16 protein-coding genes and 2 rRNA genes are annotated in these 19,573 nt (G+C 38.8%); 8 read left to right on the top strand and 10 right to left on the bottom strand.

Annotation, left to right across the window (positions count from 1 at the left end):
- Together AACW45_RS20450 and rrf are read left to right on the top strand one after the other, a co-directional pair.
- Positions 1-101, top strand: a 23S ribosomal RNA gene (locus AACW45_RS20450); the annotation flags it as partial.
- A gap of 180 nt (positions 102-281) precedes the next feature.
- Positions 282-399: ribosomal RNA gene (rrf, locus tag AACW45_RS20445) — 5S ribosomal RNA — on the top strand.
- A gap of 77 nt (positions 400-476) precedes the next feature.
- Here the strand turns inward: rrf and AACW45_RS20440 are convergent.
- A complete protein-coding gene (locus tag AACW45_RS20440) occupies positions 477-1,748 on the bottom strand; it encodes a glycosyltransferase (RefSeq protein ID WP_190634259.1) in 1,272 nt (423 codons plus the stop codon).
- A gap of 137 nt (positions 1,749-1,885) precedes the next feature.
- Here AACW45_RS20440 and AACW45_RS20435 point away from each other — a divergent pair, with 137 nt between their 5' ends.
- From AACW45_RS20435 to AACW45_RS20420, 4 genes are read left to right on the top strand one after another with little or no spacing between them, the layout of a single operon-like run.
- Entirely contained in the window at positions 1,886-2,539 is a 654-nt protein-coding gene (locus tag AACW45_RS20435) for a TetR/AcrR family transcriptional regulator (RefSeq protein WP_190634257.1), read from the top strand.
- 14 nt (positions 2,540-2,553) lie between these two features.
- Positions 2,554-3,732: an MFS transporter gene (locus tag AACW45_RS20430; RefSeq protein ID WP_190634255.1), complete on the top strand. Its 1,179-nt coding sequence runs from the start codon at positions 2,554-2,556 to the stop codon at positions 3,730-3,732.
- Positions 3,725-4,543 (top strand): alpha/beta fold hydrolase, encoded by an 819-nt coding sequence (locus AACW45_RS20425; protein WP_190634253.1) that lies wholly within the window; start codon positions 3,725-3,727, stop codon positions 4,541-4,543. The genes AACW45_RS20430 and AACW45_RS20425 overlap by 8 nt, the downstream gene beginning before the upstream one ends.
- A gap of 42 nt (positions 4,544-4,585) precedes the next feature.
- Positions 4,586-4,981, top strand: a complete 396-nt coding sequence (locus AACW45_RS20420) for a hypothetical protein (protein WP_190634251.1) — start codon at positions 4,586-4,588, stop codon at positions 4,979-4,981.
- A 601-nt stretch (positions 4,982-5,582) separates the two neighbouring features.
- Here the strand turns inward: AACW45_RS20420 and AACW45_RS20415 are convergent.
- Both AACW45_RS20415 and AACW45_RS20410 read right to left on the bottom strand, forming a co-directional pair.
- The gene (locus AACW45_RS20415) at positions 5,583-5,951 is read right to left on the bottom strand and encodes a pentapeptide repeat-containing protein (RefSeq protein ID WP_190634249.1); all 369 of its coding nucleotides are present in this window, start codon (positions 5,949-5,951) and stop codon (positions 5,583-5,585) included.
- A gap of 2 nt (positions 5,952-5,953) precedes the next feature.
- Positions 5,954-6,256 (bottom strand): hypothetical protein, encoded by a 303-nt coding sequence (locus AACW45_RS20410; protein ID WP_096646420.1) that lies wholly within the window; start codon positions 6,254-6,256, stop codon positions 5,954-5,956.
- A 263-nt stretch (positions 6,257-6,519) separates the two neighbouring features.
- On the opposite strand from AACW45_RS20410, the gene AACW45_RS20405 reads away from it, so the two are divergent.
- Positions 6,520-6,906 carry a tautomerase family protein gene (locus AACW45_RS20405; protein WP_190634247.1) on the top strand — a complete coding sequence of 129 codons (387 nt, stop codon included), beginning with the start codon at positions 6,520-6,522 and terminating at the stop codon, positions 6,904-6,906.
- A gap of 83 nt (positions 6,907-6,989) precedes the next feature.
- On the opposite strand, the gene AACW45_RS20400 is transcribed toward AACW45_RS20405, so the two are convergent.
- From AACW45_RS20400 to AACW45_RS20375, 6 genes are all read right to left on the bottom strand, one after another.
- The gene (locus AACW45_RS20400) at positions 6,990-10,031 is read right to left on the bottom strand and encodes a hypothetical protein (RefSeq protein WP_190634246.1); all 3,042 of its coding nucleotides are present in this window, start codon (positions 10,029-10,031) and stop codon (positions 6,990-6,992) included.
- A gap of 11 nt (positions 10,032-10,042) precedes the next feature.
- Entirely contained in the window at positions 10,043-12,787 is a 2,745-nt protein-coding gene (locus AACW45_RS20395) for a tubulin-like doman-containing protein (RefSeq protein WP_190634243.1), read from the bottom strand.
- Positions 12,788-12,807: 20 nt separating this feature from the next.
- Entirely contained in the window at positions 12,808-14,631 is a 1,824-nt protein-coding gene (locus AACW45_RS20390; RefSeq protein WP_190634242.1) for a vWA domain-containing protein, read from the bottom strand.
- Positions 14,632-15,178: 547 nt separating this feature from the next.
- On the bottom strand, positions 15,179-15,709 hold the full coding sequence (locus tag AACW45_RS20385; protein ID WP_190634275.1) for a hypothetical protein: 531 nt from the start codon (positions 15,707-15,709) through the stop codon (positions 15,179-15,181).
- Between the two features lie 126 nt (positions 15,710-15,835).
- The gene (locus tag AACW45_RS20380) at positions 15,836-16,435 is read right to left on the bottom strand and encodes a YdcF family protein (protein ID WP_190634239.1); all 600 of its coding nucleotides are present in this window, start codon (positions 16,433-16,435) and stop codon (positions 15,836-15,838) included.
- Positions 16,436-16,482: 47 nt separating this feature from the next.
- Positions 16,483-17,514 (bottom strand): VOC family protein, encoded by a 1,032-nt coding sequence (locus AACW45_RS20375; RefSeq protein WP_190634238.1) that lies wholly within the window; start codon positions 17,512-17,514, stop codon positions 16,483-16,485.
- Between the two features lie 376 nt (positions 17,515-17,890).
- Between AACW45_RS20375 and AACW45_RS20370 the strand changes: the two genes are divergently transcribed.
- Entirely contained in the window at positions 17,891-18,523 is a 633-nt protein-coding gene (locus AACW45_RS20370; RefSeq protein ID WP_190634236.1) for an SH3 domain-containing protein, read from the top strand.
- 453 nt (positions 18,524-18,976) lie between these two features.
- On the opposite strand, the gene def is transcribed toward AACW45_RS20370, so the two are convergent.
- Complete coding sequence (def, locus tag AACW45_RS20365) at positions 18,977-19,513, bottom strand: peptide deformylase (RefSeq protein ID WP_190634233.1); 537 nt, start codon at positions 19,511-19,513, stop codon at positions 18,977-18,979.
- Between the last annotated feature and the right edge of the window lie 60 nt (positions 19,514-19,573).

Genomic DNA, 19,573 nt, shown 5'->3' with positions numbered 1-19,573 from the left:
TGTAGGTAAGGTCACCTGTAGATTACAGGTTAATAGGCTCTATGTGGAAGTGCAGTAATGCATGTAGCAGAGGAGTACTAACAGACCGAGGGCTTGACCTCAACATAATTCGTAATTCGTAATGCGTAATTCGTAATTATGGATTGCTAATTATCACAACATTGGTTTCGCGTTACTTGCAGTCTTCAGGGTTTTGTGAATTTTAGATTTTAAATTTGAGATTTTGGATTGATTAGTCCAATCTAAAATCTCAAATCCAAAATCCAAAATCGACAGGTTTTCCTGGTGTCTATTGCGCGGTGGAACCACTCTGACCCCATCCCGAACTCAGAGGTGAAACGCTGCTGCGGCGACGATAGTTTGAGGGTTGCCTCCTGCTACAATAGCTCGATGCCAGGTCTATTCATAAACACAAAAAGCCGCTTCTACACAAGAGTAGGAGCGGCTTTTTGCTTAGTGGGTAAAGCAGGCCTATATTAGGCAACCTTGAGATTTTCGATTTGCTGTATGACTGAAACTGCATTTGCAATGCCATTTTCTGCTTTGATTTTTGCGCCTAAGTTAGCTGCTCGTTGACGCATTGTTTTATCGGTCACTGCTTTTTGAATGGCTTGTGCAAGTCGTTCAGCTGTAAGTTGTTTACGTGGAATTGGTTTTGTACCAACGCCTAATTGTGCTACACGTTGTCCCCAAAAACCCTGATCTCCAAAGAAGGGAATAATAATCGTCGGAATTCCCGCCCGTAAACCTGCGGCTGTGGTTCCAGCACCACCGTGATGTACGACTGCTGCGACACGCGGGAAAAGCCATGAATGAGGTATGGAGTCTACAAGATAAACGCTATCTGGCAAATTTTCTGTCTGCATACCACTCCAGCCAGAGTAGATGATAGCTCGTTGTTGAGTTTTTGCTAGGGCTTGTAAAACAAGATTGGCTGTTTCTTCTGGATTGCGGTTACCCATACTGCCAAAGCCAATATATACAGGGGGTGGCCCCTTGTCCAGAAATTCCATGAGGGCTGAGGGTGGAGTCCAATTAGGTGCAGGGTCTAAAAACCAGTAGCCTGTAACGACGGTATTTTGCCAATCTGATGGTTGGGGAATTACAGATGGGCTGAAACCATAGAGAGTTGGATAGCGATGGAGATGGCTGGACTTGTAGGGGCCTAAAAATGCTGCTGGGGGTAGGTTTAGCACTTGCTTTCGGGCTAATGTATCGCCTGTACGAGATCCTTGCCACATGATTTGTCTAATCAAATGATGGGATAGCCAATTGACAGTACCTCCGAACCTACTTAGGGAGTGGGGAAAAAGAACACCAGGAAATGTTTGTGTTGGGGTAAAGGGAAAGACGTAGGCTTGTAGCAAGGGAATGTCCAATTTTTCGGCTAGTGAAATACCAAGGTATAGTCCCCCAACTCCTGCTACCAATAAATCCATGTCTTGACAAGCTGCTAAACCTGCTTGCGCCCAATTGATAGCTGCACGTTGGGTTTCTTTTGCTGTGCGGGTGGTAATCGCCAGAAAATTTCCTTTATCCAAAAGATCTCGCATTTCCTGAGTTTCGATGATTTCTTGAACATTACCCTGCATTGGACAAAACTCTAAATCATAGGAACTCACTAGCCCAGCAAAGTTTTCATGACTCAATAGACGTACAATGTGACCTGCTGCTTTTAAGCCTGTTCCTAAAGCAAGGTAAGGTTGAACATCCCCTTGACTTCCCAAGGCAATGATAGCGATCCGCATAATTGGCGCTCCTGTTGCACATGATTAGCGATCATTAGCAAATAAATGACATTTATGTCATATTGACGATAACGTCATTTTGATGATGGCGTCAACGCTAAGGTATGCTAAGTTCATTGCTATTTTTCTGCCTCAATATGAAGTCATCGCGTCGAGCATCTATAGGTTTAGAAAAACGAGAACGGACACGATCGCGTTTAATTGAGGCCGCCTATCAGGTATTTGCTAGCAAAGAAGCAGATGCTGTGACTATTGACGACATCATTGCCGAAGCAGGTGTGGCTAGGGGAACTTTCTATAACTATTTCCAGACTCGAGAGGATGTGCTGAAAGCAGTTGCAGCATCCCTCAGCGATGAGATGAATCAAAAGATTTGGGCGCATTCTGTGGCGATTGAAGATCCGGCGGAAAGAATGGCGATCGCACTCCGGCAATTTCTGCATCAAGCAAGACATGATTCTACATGGGGATGGGTAATTGTACGGATGGGATTAGTCGCAGCACCATTGAGCGAAACTATAGAAAGGGGCGTGATGACTGATTTGGAAGCGGGTATAAGAATTAACCGTTTTCAGATTGATAGTCTACAAGCCACAATTGATTTGATTTTGGGGACAGGGCTGATGGCAATGCGTAGTATTTTGGCGGGAAATACAGCGCCAGATTACCCCGAACAAATCGCTAAAATTATTCTCAAAACTTTAGGGGTGGCTGATGCTGAAGCGATCGCATTTAAAGTTCTCGAACCACTATCAGCACAGTTGCCGGATAATAAGTTTTCTAGCCTTTAAACTGTTCTCAATTTATGAACAACACAGGTAAAACACCTGTCTCATTAGGGCTGTTGGGTGCAGCTGCCTTTATGGTAATCGCTGATGTGCGAGTAATTGACCCACTTTTGCACATCATTGCTGACGAGTTTAAAGTTGGTGTAGGTAGTGCGGCAATTATTGTTAGTGCTTACACAATTCCCTATGGACTATTTCAATTAGTCTACGGGCCATTGGGCGATCGCATTGGCAAACTCAAGGTAATTACAGGCGCACTCACAGCTTTTGCTGTAGGAACTGCGGCTTGTGCTTTTGTGCCAAATATTATTCTTTTAACTTTACTGCGCTTCCTCACAGGGATGGTAGCTGCGGGAATTATCCCCGTTACCCTGGCTTATATTGGCGATAATTTCCCCTACGAACAACGCCAAGCTGCTATCGGTAAATATTTGAGCGCACTAGTATTAGGGCAAATTCTCGGCGGGAGTTTAGGCGGTATTTTTGGCGAATATCTCAGCTGGCGAGAGATATTTTTAGTCTTTGGGGTTGTATCCCTGATGATTTCTATAGAATTGTGGCGGAAGATTGGCAAACTAAACAATGAGCAATATTCCCAAGTACCTTTTGGTTGGGCAACATTCCGGCCTTATTTTCAATTAATCACCCAACCAACTGCCCGAACTGTAATGATTGGCGTATTTATCGAAGGTTTTTGTTTATTTGGGGGATTTGCTTATGCGGGTGCATTCCTCAGAGATAGATATAACTTACCTTACGTGACAATTGGTTTTATCATTAGTGCTTTTGGCTTAGGTGGACTGATTTATAGCCGTTTTGTCAGGTGGTTCGTAGGGAGATTGGGAGAAAAGGGGCTGATGGGATGTGGTGGGGCGTTTATGTGTATTTCTTTTTTAGCGATCGCATTATTGCAAAATTGGGTGCTATTTATCCCCTGCAATATTCTCATGGGATTAGGCTTTTATATGATGCATAGCACATTGCAAACCCAAGCCACAGAACTAGCACCAGAAGCACGAGGAACTGCAGTGTCCCTATTCGCCTTTAACTTATTTATCGGTCAAGGAATTGGTGCAGCAGCCTTGGGCAGAATTGTTGATAATTATGGCTATGTTCCTTGTTTTTTGATTACAGGAATTGCGATCGCTTTACTTGCTATTTGGCTGGTACAACAAGGTAGGAGCCATCATGCCTAAAGTTCACGTTAATGGAATTGATTTATTTTATGATATTAAGGGAATAGGAGAGCCTTTATTATTAATTCCCGGCTTCTTTTGCGATTTTACCTACTGGTCATTGCAGATGTCTGCACTGGTGAAAAATTATCAGGTAATTCGCTTAGATAATCGCGGTTTTGGGCAAAGTTCTGCACCCGATAGTCCCTATACGATTCAGCAGATGGCAAGTGATACAGGCGCACTGCTAGAACATATTGGTATAGAAAAGGTACATTTAGCAGGCCATTCAATGGGGGGTCATATTGCTCAAGAATTAGCTTTAGCTCACCCAGAAAAAGTAGAAAGTCTCATACTTCTTTCATCTTTGGCTAAGGGTGATACTTTATTTAAAAATATAATTTCTACTTGGGGCGAACTCGCCGATAAACTCGACCTCAAACTTTACCAGCAAGTTATATTACCTTGGATATTTACTGATGAGTTTTACTCAATTCCTGGGATGATTGAGATGATAGTTAATCTGGCGATTAATTACCCATTTTCTGTCACGCCTCATGGACTTTATCATCAAAGTCGCGCTATTTTGGCTGCTGATACTAGCCAACGCCTCAAGGATATTCACTGTCCGACGCTAATTTTGCTAGGAAAACAAGATATTCTCACGCCAATAAAATTTTCTCAGGAATTAGCGCAAGGTATACCCAACGCTGAACTCGTAGTTCTGGAACGTGGTGGACATGGTTTCTTGATTGAGACACCAGAAGCTGTGACTTCAGCAATGCTCAAGTTTCTTTCTCAGCTTCCGAAAACAAGGATGCCTTTGATGTAGTCAAACTACAGCAATATACATTAAAAGCTAAACCTAGTATTTATGAAATCTACCGCCCTAGCCTTAGCTGTGATCGTTGGTGCGCTTACTATTAGCCAAAGTGCATACGCTAACCAAAAAAAAGTTCCGACTACTGCAAAAACTCAAGATAGTCAGGCTGCGGTTTTAGCCACTAAACCAGTCACATTCCTTGGGCGGTGGGGTTATAGCCTTAATGAAGATAATAATGTTTCTCCAAATGCCAATTCAATTACCCTAGAACAAAGCAGAGAATGCGGTAAGCTGAATCCGTTTGATATTATTAAAAACCCAAATATCTTATTTACGCCTTGCGAGCAACCAACTAAGAAAACAACTGCTCAACTTTCTGAACCAATTGAATATTTAAAAGTACCGCCTCTTGATTCAGGAATTAAGGTAACTGTTTCTAACTTTTAATTAGTGAAAATGGGCATTGGGCATTGGGCATTGGGCATTGGGCATTGGGCATGGGAAATACAGATTTTAATGTTTGGTTTTGAGATTTTCTCGTGAGTGGCTGACTACGAAATAGTCCAACATTAATAGCACCCCTTTAAAGTGAATTTAGCGGGATGTTAATTAGTCAGGTTTTAAAAATAAGCCAGTTCGAGAAACAATGTGTCATAACAATTTGAAAAAACAATGCGACAGATGGTAGGGGCATGGCAATGCCCATTGGTGTCAACTTAAGCTAAAAATAGCCTCTGTCTTAGCTTTGCTATCCGCCTGAGAATGAATTCTCAGGCTAATAACCCAAGTCTACTAAAGTAGACTCAAGATTTTGAAGATATTTAGTCATCTTGAGATGACTTTGACTATTAGCAAGGAACTTCAGTTCCTTGCGGTAAGCGGGTTTTGGTTAAGTTGACACAGGTGGGCAATGCCATGCCCTATAAAATATATTGATGTACCACAAAAGCTATTTAAATTAGTTTCAAGAGGATTTGAAGAAAAAATAGAGATGCATCCTTGAGTAATCGCTCAGAAAGTAAATTTTTGATTAGAGATAAACCAGCTTTTAAAACTTGCGCATATTTCGACTAACTGGATCAAAACCTATACTAAATCGTGTGCTTTCATCGTAATAAGCACCAGTTAAATCGGCTCCATACAACTTAGCATAGTTCAGCTTTGCTCCCCGAAGATTTGCTTCATTGAGCTTGACACCACTTAAATTTGCTCTAGTTAAGTTGGCTTGTGCTAGGTTAGTTCTACTCAAATCTGCTCCCCATAATTTAGCTTTAGCTAAGTTAGCTCCGCTCAAGTCGGCTCCCCATAAATTGATTCCTGGTAAGTTAGCTGCAATTAATTTGACTTTAATTAAATGTGCGGCGGGAAAATATCTTTCTCCTTCCGTATAACGGCGGATTAATTCTGCTGCGTCCATGCTTATTTCACCTTTTTCAATAAATAAGAAGTAATCGCTTCCCATTCCTGGTTGAGTTCCCCAGAGAATTCTAGCTGATTGCTACGTCGATACCAGTAACGAGCATTACTCAAATCCCCTTCTTTGCGGTGCAAATAAGCATGAACCCAAGCGCTGTCAGCATCACTGGCATTTTGCACTATTTCATGAGCTTGGTTCCAATTACCCTTTTTGTCATAAAACAGTGCTTGTAGAGCTTTTGGCAGAGTTTCCAGGGATAATTGCTGTGTTTCGATTAACTGCTGAAATTCGGTTAAGTTTACCATTGTTTCTCAAACAGTATCAACTCTCTATTTTTAAGATACTGCCTAGTTTGTAACTAATGAAGACAGATCATAATTATTTTGCTAATAGCTCTAGTCAACAGGTGTATATTTATGTTTTTCTATAAGTAGAAATATCACTATTATTAGTTTTAATGGTAATATTTATACTCAGTTAATTACATATTTTTACTTGAAAAACAACTATCAAAAGAAATACTTGTACTCACAAGATTAATTGTCACAAGTAATTAGAGGAATAATTTATGGTTCAAGTCAAAATTTACGGTATTAGGGATTATTTAAACCCCATCAAGCAACAACTTTCTGATGTGATTCATAGTTGCGTAATGGATGCATTACAATTTCCTGCAAATAAGCGATCGCATCGTTTTTTCCCCTTGGATAAGTCTGACTTTTATTACCCGGCTGGGCGCACTGAGCGTTATACTATCATCGAGTTGAGTATGATTGAAGGGCGGAGTGTCGCCGCGAAAAAACAATTGATTAAGCTGTTGTTTGAGCGATCGCTTTCTGTAGGGATTACGGCGCAAGATTTAGAGATTACAATTTTTGAGAACCCTAAGCATAATTGGGGTTTTCGCGGATTACCAGGTGATGAACACGAATTGAATTACAAAATTGAGGTTTAGCAAAATAGCTGCATCTGGAAGTAGCCAAAACTCTTGAGGCTGTTCTTACAGATGCTTTTTGCTGATTTAAACCTGTAAAAGCGTTAATTTAGCGGATTATAGTCTGACAGTAGCAGATCTAAAAGTTTGCGTTCCGATTGAGTTAAATTCTGAGCAGCTTTTTCTAGTTCTTGTAATTTCTGGTATATTAAATCGTGTTCAAAGGTTTCAATTCGTTCTTGGAGTTCTCCATAGAGTTCTTGTAAAGTAAACTCAGTTGCTAAAGCTAAGGCGATTTGTTCTCTATCTTTACCTAGCGAGTGACCTTGGAATTGATAATTACCTTGAGAATTTTGGGATAATAGCCCTAGCGCGATCGCTAATAGCAAAGTTTGATAAGCTAGCTTCAATTCCTGACTAGAGCCGATTTCCTCAGGAATTAAATCGGGAATGTTTTCGTCTGGCGCTGGATGTTCGCTTTGAGTGCGTTCATAACAATCGCGGTAAAACTCTATCTGACTGAGAAAATAAGCCGGAAAGCCTAAAGAACGGGTTAAAAGAGCTAAATGTTGCTCGTCTTCCCCTAACAAAGCTGTTAAAGTCCGACTAAAACGACTGTAAATTGCAAAAATTTCTTCCTTATCTTTAGCTCCCACCCATATTGTTAGCTCTCGTTGAGAGGTTGGGTTTAAATGTGCATCAATATCTTGCAACCGTAGCAAGAGTTTAGCATTATCATATAGCTGATTTAAACGTAAGCTAGCACTGTGAGACGCGATTAAATCTGGTTGTTTTAATACTTCTGCAATTGACAAATTAGTTAAATGCTCAAACTGTTGACGCGCAAATGAAATGAGTAGATTTTGAAATTCTCCCACAGACATTTGCCAGGATTGCGAACGCTTTACCTGTTCCTGAGTGAATTTTTCTGTGGGTAGTTTAGCTAAGAAATTCTCGTAATAACTATCAATATCTGTATCTGTCAGCACTGACAGGCGAATTTCTGAAAAGCTAGTTGTCGCTTTGTGATGTTGAGCTAGTAAATCATCATATATTCTAGAGAAGTTAGTAAGAGTTGTACGTAAAGTCTCGGTTTTTTGTCGAGCTATTTTAATTAAATAATTTAACGATTCAACGCGGAGATTTTGCACATAGAGGTCGTATTCTAATTTTAGTTGCTCGTTATAATTGCGGCGTAATTCTACAGCCGTGGCTTTTAAACTGCTTTCTAAGCGTTGAATTTGCTTTTGGACTTTTTGAATGCGATCGCGGATATCACTGCTGTATTTCAGCCAAACTATCCCTAGATATGTTAAAATAAACACCGCAGTTCCTAGCAGATGATTAGCTAAGTTAGCCCAGATATTTTGCAGTAATAACCACAGTATTGACTGGCTGAAAATACCTGTGAGAATCACCAGAGCCAGGATAAAAAATACAACAATACTAGGGAAAATTACTAAGTATTTAGTCCGAAAAAGGCTTTCTTCGGCTAGCAGTTCACTGAGTTTATCGGTATGGCTTTCCAGTTGATTCTCAATACCAGATAGATGTTTTTGTGATTGTTCAATTTCTGCTCTGGCGGTTTCCCGTGCGTGAGCGATCGCTATTACCCGGAGTTGTCGCGCTTGTTCGCTTTCCGTATTTACGGCTTGTTTGTAATTTGCGATCGCAGTTTCTAGCTGTTCTTGAATTTTATCTACTTCCGAACTGTTTTCTACAGTAGAATCTTGTAATTGTTGCCGTTGTAATTTTAAGGATAAAACTTGATTGAGTAGCTTTTTCGATGCTTCTTTATCAATTGTTACCTGCAATCTAGAATCGAGAAATGCTTCCGCAAATCGCAATTGAGTCACAAGATTTTCTGGTTGTTCGCTAATTGAATCGGTTTGCAGTTCTAAGTATAAATAAGTTAATAAGTTTAATAACTTAACTGCTTCATTTAAACCTCTAGGTGTAGCATCAATATAGCGATTAATGCTGTCATCTAAAAAATTTGCTAAAGTTTTTTGGGCTTGTTTACTAGAATTTTCTAATGTGCGTTTATAAGCAAGTAATTCGCGATTTTCAAATTGTTGATAAGCACGCTGCAATTCCATGCCATATTCTTTCGCCATACCATTACGGATATCAAGGCGTGGGTTAAAATCTTGCCATACTGGTTTACCGTTATCTCGTTCTAATTGAAGGAAAGCATTATTAAATTCATCACTCAAGACTAAATCTTTAGCATCTAATAGCCATTTGCGATTTGCTTCGGGAGTATATTCTGCTCTGGGTAAAAACTGCCTCATAATGATATCAGCAGCTAAAGCACTACTTAAACGAGTAATTATTGTTTCTTTGGGAAAAAACAATTCTCCATAACCAAAAGTACTGTAAGCAGGTATTTTTCCTCTAACTTTATGCGTACCAATTAACAAGCCATTGGTTTCTGGTTCCAAAGTTAAAAAACCTGCAAATGCATCAGCATAACTGAGTAAATTCTCTTTGATTCCCCCGATTCTTTCATCAATTAGCCAGCAGTTATCAAAAGGTGGTACTTTTTGGTTAGCTGTAATGACTACACCACTAGTCATTTTGTAATCTAGCTCTTTGAGAAATGTATAAGCAGCGCCATAATCAAAAGCTGTAGCTTGGTTAAATAACCCTGGTAAAAGCAATAAAGCCTCTAAACTGTGAGGTGTATCTGTGAAATATTTAGTAAATAACCAGCGCATCAAACGTACTAGCTCAAATACTACTCCTGGTGCAAAATTATTGCTAGCTGAGAGCATGAGATAGACGCGATGACTATTGCTAATTTCTATTCCCTGGCGTTTAGCAGCAATCGCTTCTGGTAATTGATTTAGGGTTTTGAGTAAATCGATTAGTTGCGTTTGTAGTTGGTTCGCAGCTTGGTTAAATTGAGTGCGGATTTGGGAGACAGCAGCTTTTTTACTGTGGGTTTGAGCTAAATCAAAACTTTCATCAGCAAATTGATCTAAATCGGTGCTAAAGCCAAAAGTTTGATTATCCCAAGTTAAAGCGTAAGTTTGAATTAAACGACTTTGGAGCGTCGATAATTCTTGCAACTGGCGTTTAATGGCTGCACAAAAAGCAGCACTGTGCGGATCGAGTGCAATTAAAATAGTTGGTTTTGGCATGAGGCTAATCTCTACATAATCACATCCAAATCTTCCAGGTAGGCTTCAATTTCTTGAATTTCCATTTCTACCTGTTCTTTAATCTGAGCATCTACCTTGTTTTCTCTTAAAACTTTATTAATTTGGTTGATATATCCCTCCAAAGCTAATCTTGCTTTATCTTTATCTTCGTGGGTAATACTTTCAACTTTGTCAGCAATTTCTTTAACTAAAAGCTGGTTACCTTTAAAAGCTTTAAATGCGGATTTGCGATCGCTTCCCAAAGGTAAAACTCCGCCTTCTAACTTTCTGGCTTGATCTGTATAAACGGAGTATTGTCTTTTCTGATTGACAATCAATTTATATGGCTCTGTTGCTAGCGCCAAAGCAAACCAACGCAACGCCCCACCGTCATCTTCTGGGGGAATTAAATTAGCTAAATTTGTCCACCGCCGATCTAAGTGTTTGAAGACTTTATCTGGATCTAGGTAAGCTAATTCCATATCTTTCATACCGTTAAAGGCAAATAAAGGTACACCTATTTCTACACGAAATAAAGTAACTTTATGAGGTTCGCCGGTGGGGACAAAAGACGGATTTGTTCTGCCTTTTGGTACTCTGCTTGCTAGAGGTGGACTGCTAAAAATGGTTTTATTACTTTCTACGCCGTAGTAATAAAATTCTGTAATGACATGCTGCTGTTTAGCAGGAATTTCTGTTTCTTGATACTGCCACAAAGGTACTGCTAATTTACCGAGTTGTTGTAAATCTTCTCCTGCATCTTCGGGATTGCTATCTGCTAATACTTCCTCAACAGTCATGCTAGTTAGAGGTAGGTAAGTTTCATCTAAAAATTCGATAAATTCATCCCTAACATTTTCAGCTTTTTTATCTGCCCAATGGCTCAAAGTTTGAGATTTTTCTCGATACCAGCGAATGAAATCTTCACCTGTAACTTTGGGGCGTTTGGATTCTAAATTAACGCGCTGGATGGTATGAATAAAAGGATTATCGTTACTTACTTGACGACTAATATCTTGATAACTCTGCTCGATATCGCGATAAACTTTATCTAGGTTGCTGTGTAGACGCTGACATTTTTCTTTAACGACATCTACCTTATTACGCAACACACCATAAAGTTCAGCAGCTTTATCACATCGCTTCCAATGTAAATAAATCTTCCATTTGTGATCCGCTCGTTCTTTATATCTTTGACAAGCTGCTTGGATATTATTCTTATTTAAAAAGAATGCTTGAGCCGCTTCTGTAATTTTTTCTTCTTGTGGTTCTAACTTCAAATTGTTGAAATTAAATTGAGCTTCTTGAGATTTGCGCTGTACTAACTGCTGCAACTCATCTAGTTTTTCGGAAATTTTGGTTAAAAAATACCAAACGTAAGCTAAACCATTAGGACGATTAATTCCCTTTTCCCAACCATTAACAATAGCAGAAGTAGCAGCTTGATCTAAACGTTGAAGATTGGCTGTTAGTTCTTTGGCTATGCGTTGTTCAAATTGGTCAAATTGCCGCTTGTAGAGTTCCTTAATCTTGAGTAAGGATGTGCGATCAAAGACCATTTCACCAATTCTAAATTCTGGTTTAATTTGTCCAACAGATTCGATTTCTGTTAACGCATTTAAAATAGTAGTTTCTGCTAACTTACATTCTTGCAGAAAACGCTCAATTTCGCTATCAACATCAATGTTAATCGTCGTTGCCATTAACTCATTTTTGAGCAATTTTAGAGCGTCTTCTAATTTCATCCGCTCATATTTTTTGGTTGGTAGAGTTAGGGTAGCAAAGCCAAAGCTACAATAATTAATTTTTCGTCCTCGGACTGTTTCACCAGTTGCGATGTAAGCACGAATATTATCGGCAACGTTAGCCGCATCTAAACCAATTTGCGAACCAATTTGTACATATAAACCATCAGCAACTAAATTTTGTAAATCATCAGGACGGTTAACTACAGTTCCCTTTTTATTGACACCATCAATTAAAAATACTGCGTCAAAAGGAGGGCGATCGGCTTTAACTTTACAAATTCCATAATCGACTTCAATTGCATTTGCTGGTGATAATCCCCAAAAGTGTTCAATTTCTTTGAGAGCGCCATAAGCATTAGATTTAACTAAATGAGTTTGGGGAAGATTAGCAAATACTCTTGGTAAAACAAATACTCCTGTAACATTAGAAAAACTATTAAGATATTGCCTAGTTAAAAACGCCACATCTAAAAATGTGCCGCTCCCTGTTCCACCTGCTATACTACCAACAATAAAAACTTCGACACCATCACGATTAGAAACTTGAAAATTATCTGAATATGCTTGTGTATTAGTGCGAATTTCTCTGACAGTATTGATTGCTTGGGCGATTAAACCGTTAATATCGCCAACTTTAGCAAATAATGCTAACCTTCCCCTAGCGCGAATTTGTCCCGCACCACTAATTAAGCTAGTTGCTGGAATATCTTTCGGCCACCATTCGCTGATATTATCGTTACGTGTTAAGGGTATGGGATTAGCAACAGAAATTGCATAAAGTTCATTAGGTTCTAAGAAAACCTTATTACCATCCGGTGATTTTTCTCGTTCTTGAATATTTTCTGTAGTATCAATAGAAAGAAACCGAATAATTTCTGGTACTGAGCCATAAACATCTATAAATCGCTTTTTCAGCTTGAGTACCACTTCATAACCTGTTCCACCTAACCCAATGACAACGGTAGGACGAAAGACAACGGTAGGACGCTCAACCCTGTTAGTAGACATGCACTCTCCTATGAGATGATTTAAAAGTTTGTTTGCTCGCTATTTGGCTCAAATGGTCTTTGATGCGCAATCCAATTAAATTGCAGCTTTACATCACCAATTTCGATAATGTCCTCGTCGTAAAGTTCTTCTGTATTGATTTTCTTAGTATTGACAAAAATTACACCTTTCAAACACTGGATAGAAATATTCTTTTTACCTGCACGCCAAGCTACAACTAACTCAGCATCAGCATCGGTATCCGCAATTGCTGGTATTAAATTACTGAGACAAACTTTACTTTGATGCAGGCGAGTCAGGCTAATCTCTTCGTCGTCTAAGGATTTTGGTAGTGGTTTGAGGACTAACAGCGCTCCTTCTAAGCGATTGCGCGTGCGTAAATCTTCGACTAATTCCCAGGGGGTTTTGCGTTGAATTAAACAAATGGCGATGAGAGTAATTAGCAATAGCAGCAGCACTAAGAGCGTCCAAGTGATGATTTTGCGCCCCAGTGGAATTAAAATATTCAGATTAACTTCTGGATTGATAGGACTTGCAAGGGAGTTATCTGGCTGTAATACCAAGGTGAAGTTGCGTTTACCTTCAGAACCGCGATCGCTTACTTGAAATTGCAGAGGAATTTTCGTTTCCCCAACTTGCAAGGATATAGGTTTTGGCGATTCTATAACAGAAATATCTTTAAAATTGCCTTGCAGTTGTAATTGAGCAGTTGTGGCGATATTACTCTTAACTACTAAAGTTTGAGTTGCTGTAGATTGTCCAACTTCTGTAGTCCCAAAGTCTAACTTTGTCGGGGAAAATTCCAGCGTTGGCTTAACGGTGACAGGTAAATCAACAGTCATAGGCGCGATCGCATTATTTGCTGTCGTCAGCACCAAGCGCAAGTTATGCACGCCTCCCTGAACCTGGGCTGGTATCTGTAAGCTTAAAGGTATGCTTTTGGCTTGATTTGCAGCTAAATCAATTGAGCGATCGCCAGAAGTTAAGCTAATACCACTTTGGTGAGGATCTTCCAGTTGTACATTAACTGTAGAGTTAACATTACTAATGCTATTAATTTTGATTTTTTTAGTAGTTCCGGGTAAAACTGGCTGCAAATTTGTTCTAGGTAAATTTACATCTAATTTCGGTTTAACTAACACTGGGCGAATATTTTGCGCCAGTCTATTTAACTGCACCCCTCCCGGATCTCTTAATACCAGTCCTTTACTACAAAGTGCAGGATTATTCGCAAATTCATTCAATTGTTTCTCGTGTTCTTCTAATCCTAAAGATACGAAAAATACATAAGGTTTACATTGTTGTTGGGTTAAAAGTTGAGTGCTGCTAGGGATAGAAACAGGATTATCAATACCACGTATATCTTCTAATCCATCAGTTAAAAATACTATGCTGACAGTCCGCCCCAGAGAATTATCGCGTTGATTTAAGATAGCGGAATGTTGTAGCGCTTGTTGTACAGCTTTTCCTGTATGAGTCCGCACGCCATTTGCCTGAAGCGAGTTAATTATTTGCTTGAGCTTTCCTCGGTCGGGATTACTATTAATAGCGATATCATTAGCATTGAGAGTGACATCTTTGTCAAAACTATAAATAGTAACTGTATCGCCTAATCTGGCAGTATTTACAAACTCAGTAATAGAATTTTTTACTTGCGAAAAAATATTCTTTGTACCGCCTACACCACGCATGGAAGCAGAAGTATCTATGACCACAATCCAGTCAATTCCTCCTTGAGGATTGCTGGATGCAATAGATAAGTCAGGAATTGACATTAAACTCAAAACCGCAATACTTTGGATTGAGATGTATTTCCTCCAATGCTTGAAGTATTTAAAATTCATTGGTAGATTGCTCCAGACATACCAGCGATAAAACTATATGCGACAGATTGCAATTCTGCTGACTAAAAATTAGCAGCAAAATTGGTCATGTTTCTTTTATGAACCACAGAAATAAGATATTTTGAGTTTGTAATTGCAGAAATTAATCTGTAAAACTTAATTATTAATTTTTGATGCAATTCTATTAAGAGCCAGAAGCAGTTGATAATTTTTCATATCTGACTGAATACATAAGTAATTAATTTTTTTGAAATTATCATCTACATTTCAGCCCAATTAGGCGGAATCTATTAAATAGATGGAATATCAAGTTATATATTAACTACTTGATTGCCAAATGTCACGTTTTATTAGATACAAGTGAAATTACTGCTATAATAAAGCTAAACTAATTGATGAACTCCGCAAATATATAGATATTAATTGAGATCGGAAAAAGAATAATTTTATATTTAAGTTGAATTCGCCTTGACAATAATACTGATAAATTGTTAATCATGGACAAATCGTTAAGGGTGGGGAGACCCCACCCCGAAATGCGATCGCTCTAAATTCTCCCTTCGGCTTTCGGCTTTCTGAGAGGAACAATTTCAAACTCGAACACAGCAATTAGGCGATCGTCAATATAGACTTGAATTCTATGTTTACCATCAGGATCGCCAGGTGCGATCGTCCAAAAATTCTTAATCACGCCATCGGTAGTATTTTGTGTGCGCTTCGTTACTGCTTCTTTACCATCTGGGGAGATGTTCAAGTCTTGTCCGCTATCTACACCCCAGGTTTCTGGACGTTTTGGTAATCTAAGAATTTCTCTCCATGTTACAGCACCTTTGTAATTTTTGAGTTGAATTTGCCAGCCATATTTAGTTCCTTCTTGTAGGGGGACTCTAAAGGTAGGAATAAAGGTGGTTTTACCTTGGGAATCAACTCGTTGTACGCCAAATTCAGCTTTATTGACAATAATGGGTTGAGCATCGCTTTGGGGAGAAGCAGCGACAACTTGGATTGGTTCAGCAGCTACGACTTCAGCCATTAACCAAGAATAAGTTACTAAAACGGTAACAGCCCAAATTCTCATCAACATAGTTTTTTCTTCGGCTCTTTTTATATTTATTTCTCACCTTTTTACCTATCCTCCGGTTGAGGTTACTCGCAATTAAAGAGAATTATTTTTATGGAAAAATATACTAAATTCAGCTAATAGCTAAATTTTAAACACGAGGTATACCAAGTAAAAAAAAGTTTCTCGTATCAGAAACTCCATTTGACTGCGGAAACTACTATAACGAGTAGTAGGTGTAGGTGATGGATATGCATCCATATCTAAGTTTCTAGCCATCAGTACCGCGCGTTTCATGTGCAACGGATCGCTGACAATGAGAAATTTATTTAATTTAGAATTATCTGCTACAGAACGAGCATTTTTGAGATTTTGATAAGTCGTGCGCGATTCGGTTTCAGTGAGAATATCATTTAATTTTACTTGTCTAGCTAAAGCATAATTTTTGCCAATTATTGCTTCTGCAGCTTCATTAGGTTCGCCAACTCCCCCAGTAAAAATTAATTTCTTCACCTGCTGATTTTGATACAAATTAATTGCGTGATTTATTCTTTCACGAAATACAGGAGATGGTTCTTCTCCCCAAACGGCTGCACCTAAAACAATAGCTGCTTCTGCTTTAGCCGTATAGGTTTTATTACCGTACAAATAAATACTGATAGCTGTAGATGTAATTGCTAACAATAGAGCAGATATGAAAGCTAGTAAAATCAGCATCAGCCATCGTTTTTGTGATTTTGTCATTTGTCAGAGACGCGATGAATCGCGTCTGTACAATTGTCCTTCTTCCTTCATCCACCTTCTACCAAATTCCAGAAATAGCCATCGGGAGAACGGAAGGAGAAACTTGTCTCGCCAAATTCGTTAGTGACTATATTCGTGATATTTTGGGCTGAACTGTTGTGAATGCGATCGCAATATTTTTCAATCCCTCGCACTCTGTAGGTATATAATGACATTCCCAAGCTACCGGGTTGTGCGGATTCAAAGCGTGACTCTAAATTGATGCTTTCGGGGAAGCGAACGATGTAAAGTCTACCACTGCGGGCAGCCATGAAGTCATAAACAGAAGAACGCGGATCGTCAAAGGCGGTAACAATAAATTTTTCCCCAGGATTAAGGTCAAAAATATCACGCCCTGCCGGGGAAGCTTCATAGGTAGTTTCGACATCATCGCGTACACGCAACAAACCTAAAACATCTTCGTAAAAATTCAAGGTTTCTTTGCTGTCATCTTGAACAATTAAACCCATGTGGGTAAACTGGCTAGTCTTAAATGCTGCATTAGAGTTAATTTGTCCATAATGGGGCATTGTATAACCAAATCTTTGGAAGAAAACTTGTCTTGATAACGGTTGTAATAACAATATTTCTCTTACCCCAACCGCAGGTTCAGTAAAAGGTTGGCTTTTTCTATCTTTGTTATAAATTATTTCCCAATAAGGATGTGTATAGCGAATATCCCAACCAGCAGCTTTTGCTTCATCGGCATGATTTAAAATAGTTAAGATATCAGCAGTTAAGGCTGTCGCCCAACGATTTCCCTTAATTTTCATGGAAGCTGTTCCTAATCCCCGATTGATGGGATTTTGCCAAATCATTAAGCGAATTAATCCATGATCCGCATCTTGGTGGTAAAGGCGAATTGAACGTAAAGCTGAATTCACACCATATAATTGCTTGGCGACATCTACAGATAATTCCCCGACTTTACCAATCCGATAACCAAATTGTTCCCAATATTGAATTGCATAAATTGGGTCTGTAATTCCAATACATAGTTCGTAGATACCTGTAATTGTAGATTGTGGTAATTGAGTCATATTTCATTAATTGATAAATAATTATGTAGAAAATTCCCATTAAGCAGAACACATTAACACCAATTTCATATAAAGCTGCACCTAATAATCTTACAAAATATAAACCTCCAAAAAAACTCCGCGTACCTTTGCGTTAACCTTCGCGTACCTTTGCGTTTTAAAAAAAAATCTACTTTTAGGCATCTGTAAATGGCATTGCATAATCATGGAATAATTGTCTCACGCAGAGACGCAGAGACGCAGAGAGAATTAGGAGTTGAAGAATTTTAAATTTTTCATGCCCTCATCCCAGTTTTATAAATAGTGATGATAATTTTGAGATTGCCACTATCTCCAAGTTTCAGTTTACAAATTAAATAGGAGTAATATACCAAACATGAACAAATTTTTACCTAACTATTTTTTAAGTTGGCTAGTTGGTGTATGTTTATTATCACCACTGACTGTGCAAGCAAAATCGGACAATCCTAACGGCTCTCGCAATGAACCACAAGCAGGATGGAGTTTATGGCGACCAAAAGCACAAGCTTCTAAGGCTGATTTTAATTCGGGTTTTTCTAATTTAGAGTTAGGGGGATATTTAGATTTTGAGAATGCTTGTAAAACTGATGCGGGGTCTAAGAAAATTACATATTGGTTTAGATTGAGTAATTCACTTCAGCGAATTGGTACAGGACAGGTAGAATCTGGTTGTTGGGTTGGAGGACGTTTTTTGCATACATACAGCAGCACTGCAATTAAAACGAGTTTGCAGAATGTGAATTGTCTGCGGGTTGATACTTACAATAAACAAGGTTTGGTAATTAGGGAGGAACCTAGACAGAATTCCCGCAGCTTGGGAACAGTAGCTCACGGAAAAACTGTTAGACTGGATAGTTATCCAGCCTCTATTGTAGAAGTGGATGGGAAAAATTGGATTGCGATCGCGTCTCCGAAAGAAGGTTGGATTTCTGATGGAAGTTTTGCTAGTCGGGGAAATCTCCGGTTATGTTCTGCGAAAAAGCGGTAACTGAGATTTTTCCTAATGTTCCCTAATTTCAATGTTTCTCGGCTATCAGTTTTTTGGACTATTTGTTTGTAACATAGCGATAAAAAATAAAATCATCAAGAAGCTTGTTAACCTCTGGTACTTTCTAAGGCAGGCGCATCTTCAAGGATAGTTATTTTAATTAATAAATAAAATAATCAAGTAATTTATTATTTCCTCTGCGTTCTCTGCGTCTCTGTGGTTCAATAAATTAATTTAAACCGCAGAGACACAGCGAAAAGTCTGAGCGGAGGCTTCCTCCGATGGCTTCGCCAACGTCTCCGACGAACAGAACTTTTCAAGACAGAGGACGCTGAGAGAAAAAATAGATTTGATAGCTCATCTAAAAAAAAGAATATTTAGAAATTAACAATTTAAAATCATATATTTATTGTAGGGGTTTAGCAATGCTAAACCCTCATAATGTCGATATTTTCACTTAGTCTGATTAACAATACGTTCTTGATATTCTTCTTCTGTTATCATATCCTCTTTGCTCTCTAATCGATCTACAAACAGGATACCTTCAAGATGGTCATATTCATGTTGAAATATTCGCGCGACAAAATCAGTTAATTCTTGTGTTTGTAAATTGCCATAACGGTCTGTATATTCAACTGTAATTTTTTGATATCTTGGCACAAATCCTCTAATTCCAGGAACGCTTAAACAACCTTCCCAACCTTTTACTACTTCGGGAGAATGAGCAATAATTTTTGGATTAATCATTGCAGTAGGTGCCATTTCTGGCGCATGGGGATATCTGGGATTAGGACGCGATGCGACAATAAATAAACGATGAGATTCGGCAATTTGTGGTGCAGCAATACCTACGCCATTGGCTTGAGCAACTGTTGTAATTAAATCGTCAATGAGTTTTTGGATTTCTGGGTTGTGGATATTATCAATTGATGTGGATTGCTGGCGTAGGATAGGATTACCTATTTGAATAATTGGCAGTAAATCAGACATTTAATTAACTCCTTTTTTAGTATTTGTATATATAAATTTATTTGCCTAGTGGCGTGGCAA

The sequence above is a fragment of the Calothrix sp. FACHB-168 genome (assembly GCF_963889195.1).
In the GTDB taxonomy this organism is placed as follows: Bacteria; Cyanobacteriota; Cyanobacteriia; order Cyanobacteriales; family Nostocaceae; genus Aulosira; species Aulosira anomala_A.
The sequence above is the reverse complement of the archived record's forward strand: the minus strand, read 5'-3'. Positions and strand labels throughout refer to the sequence as shown.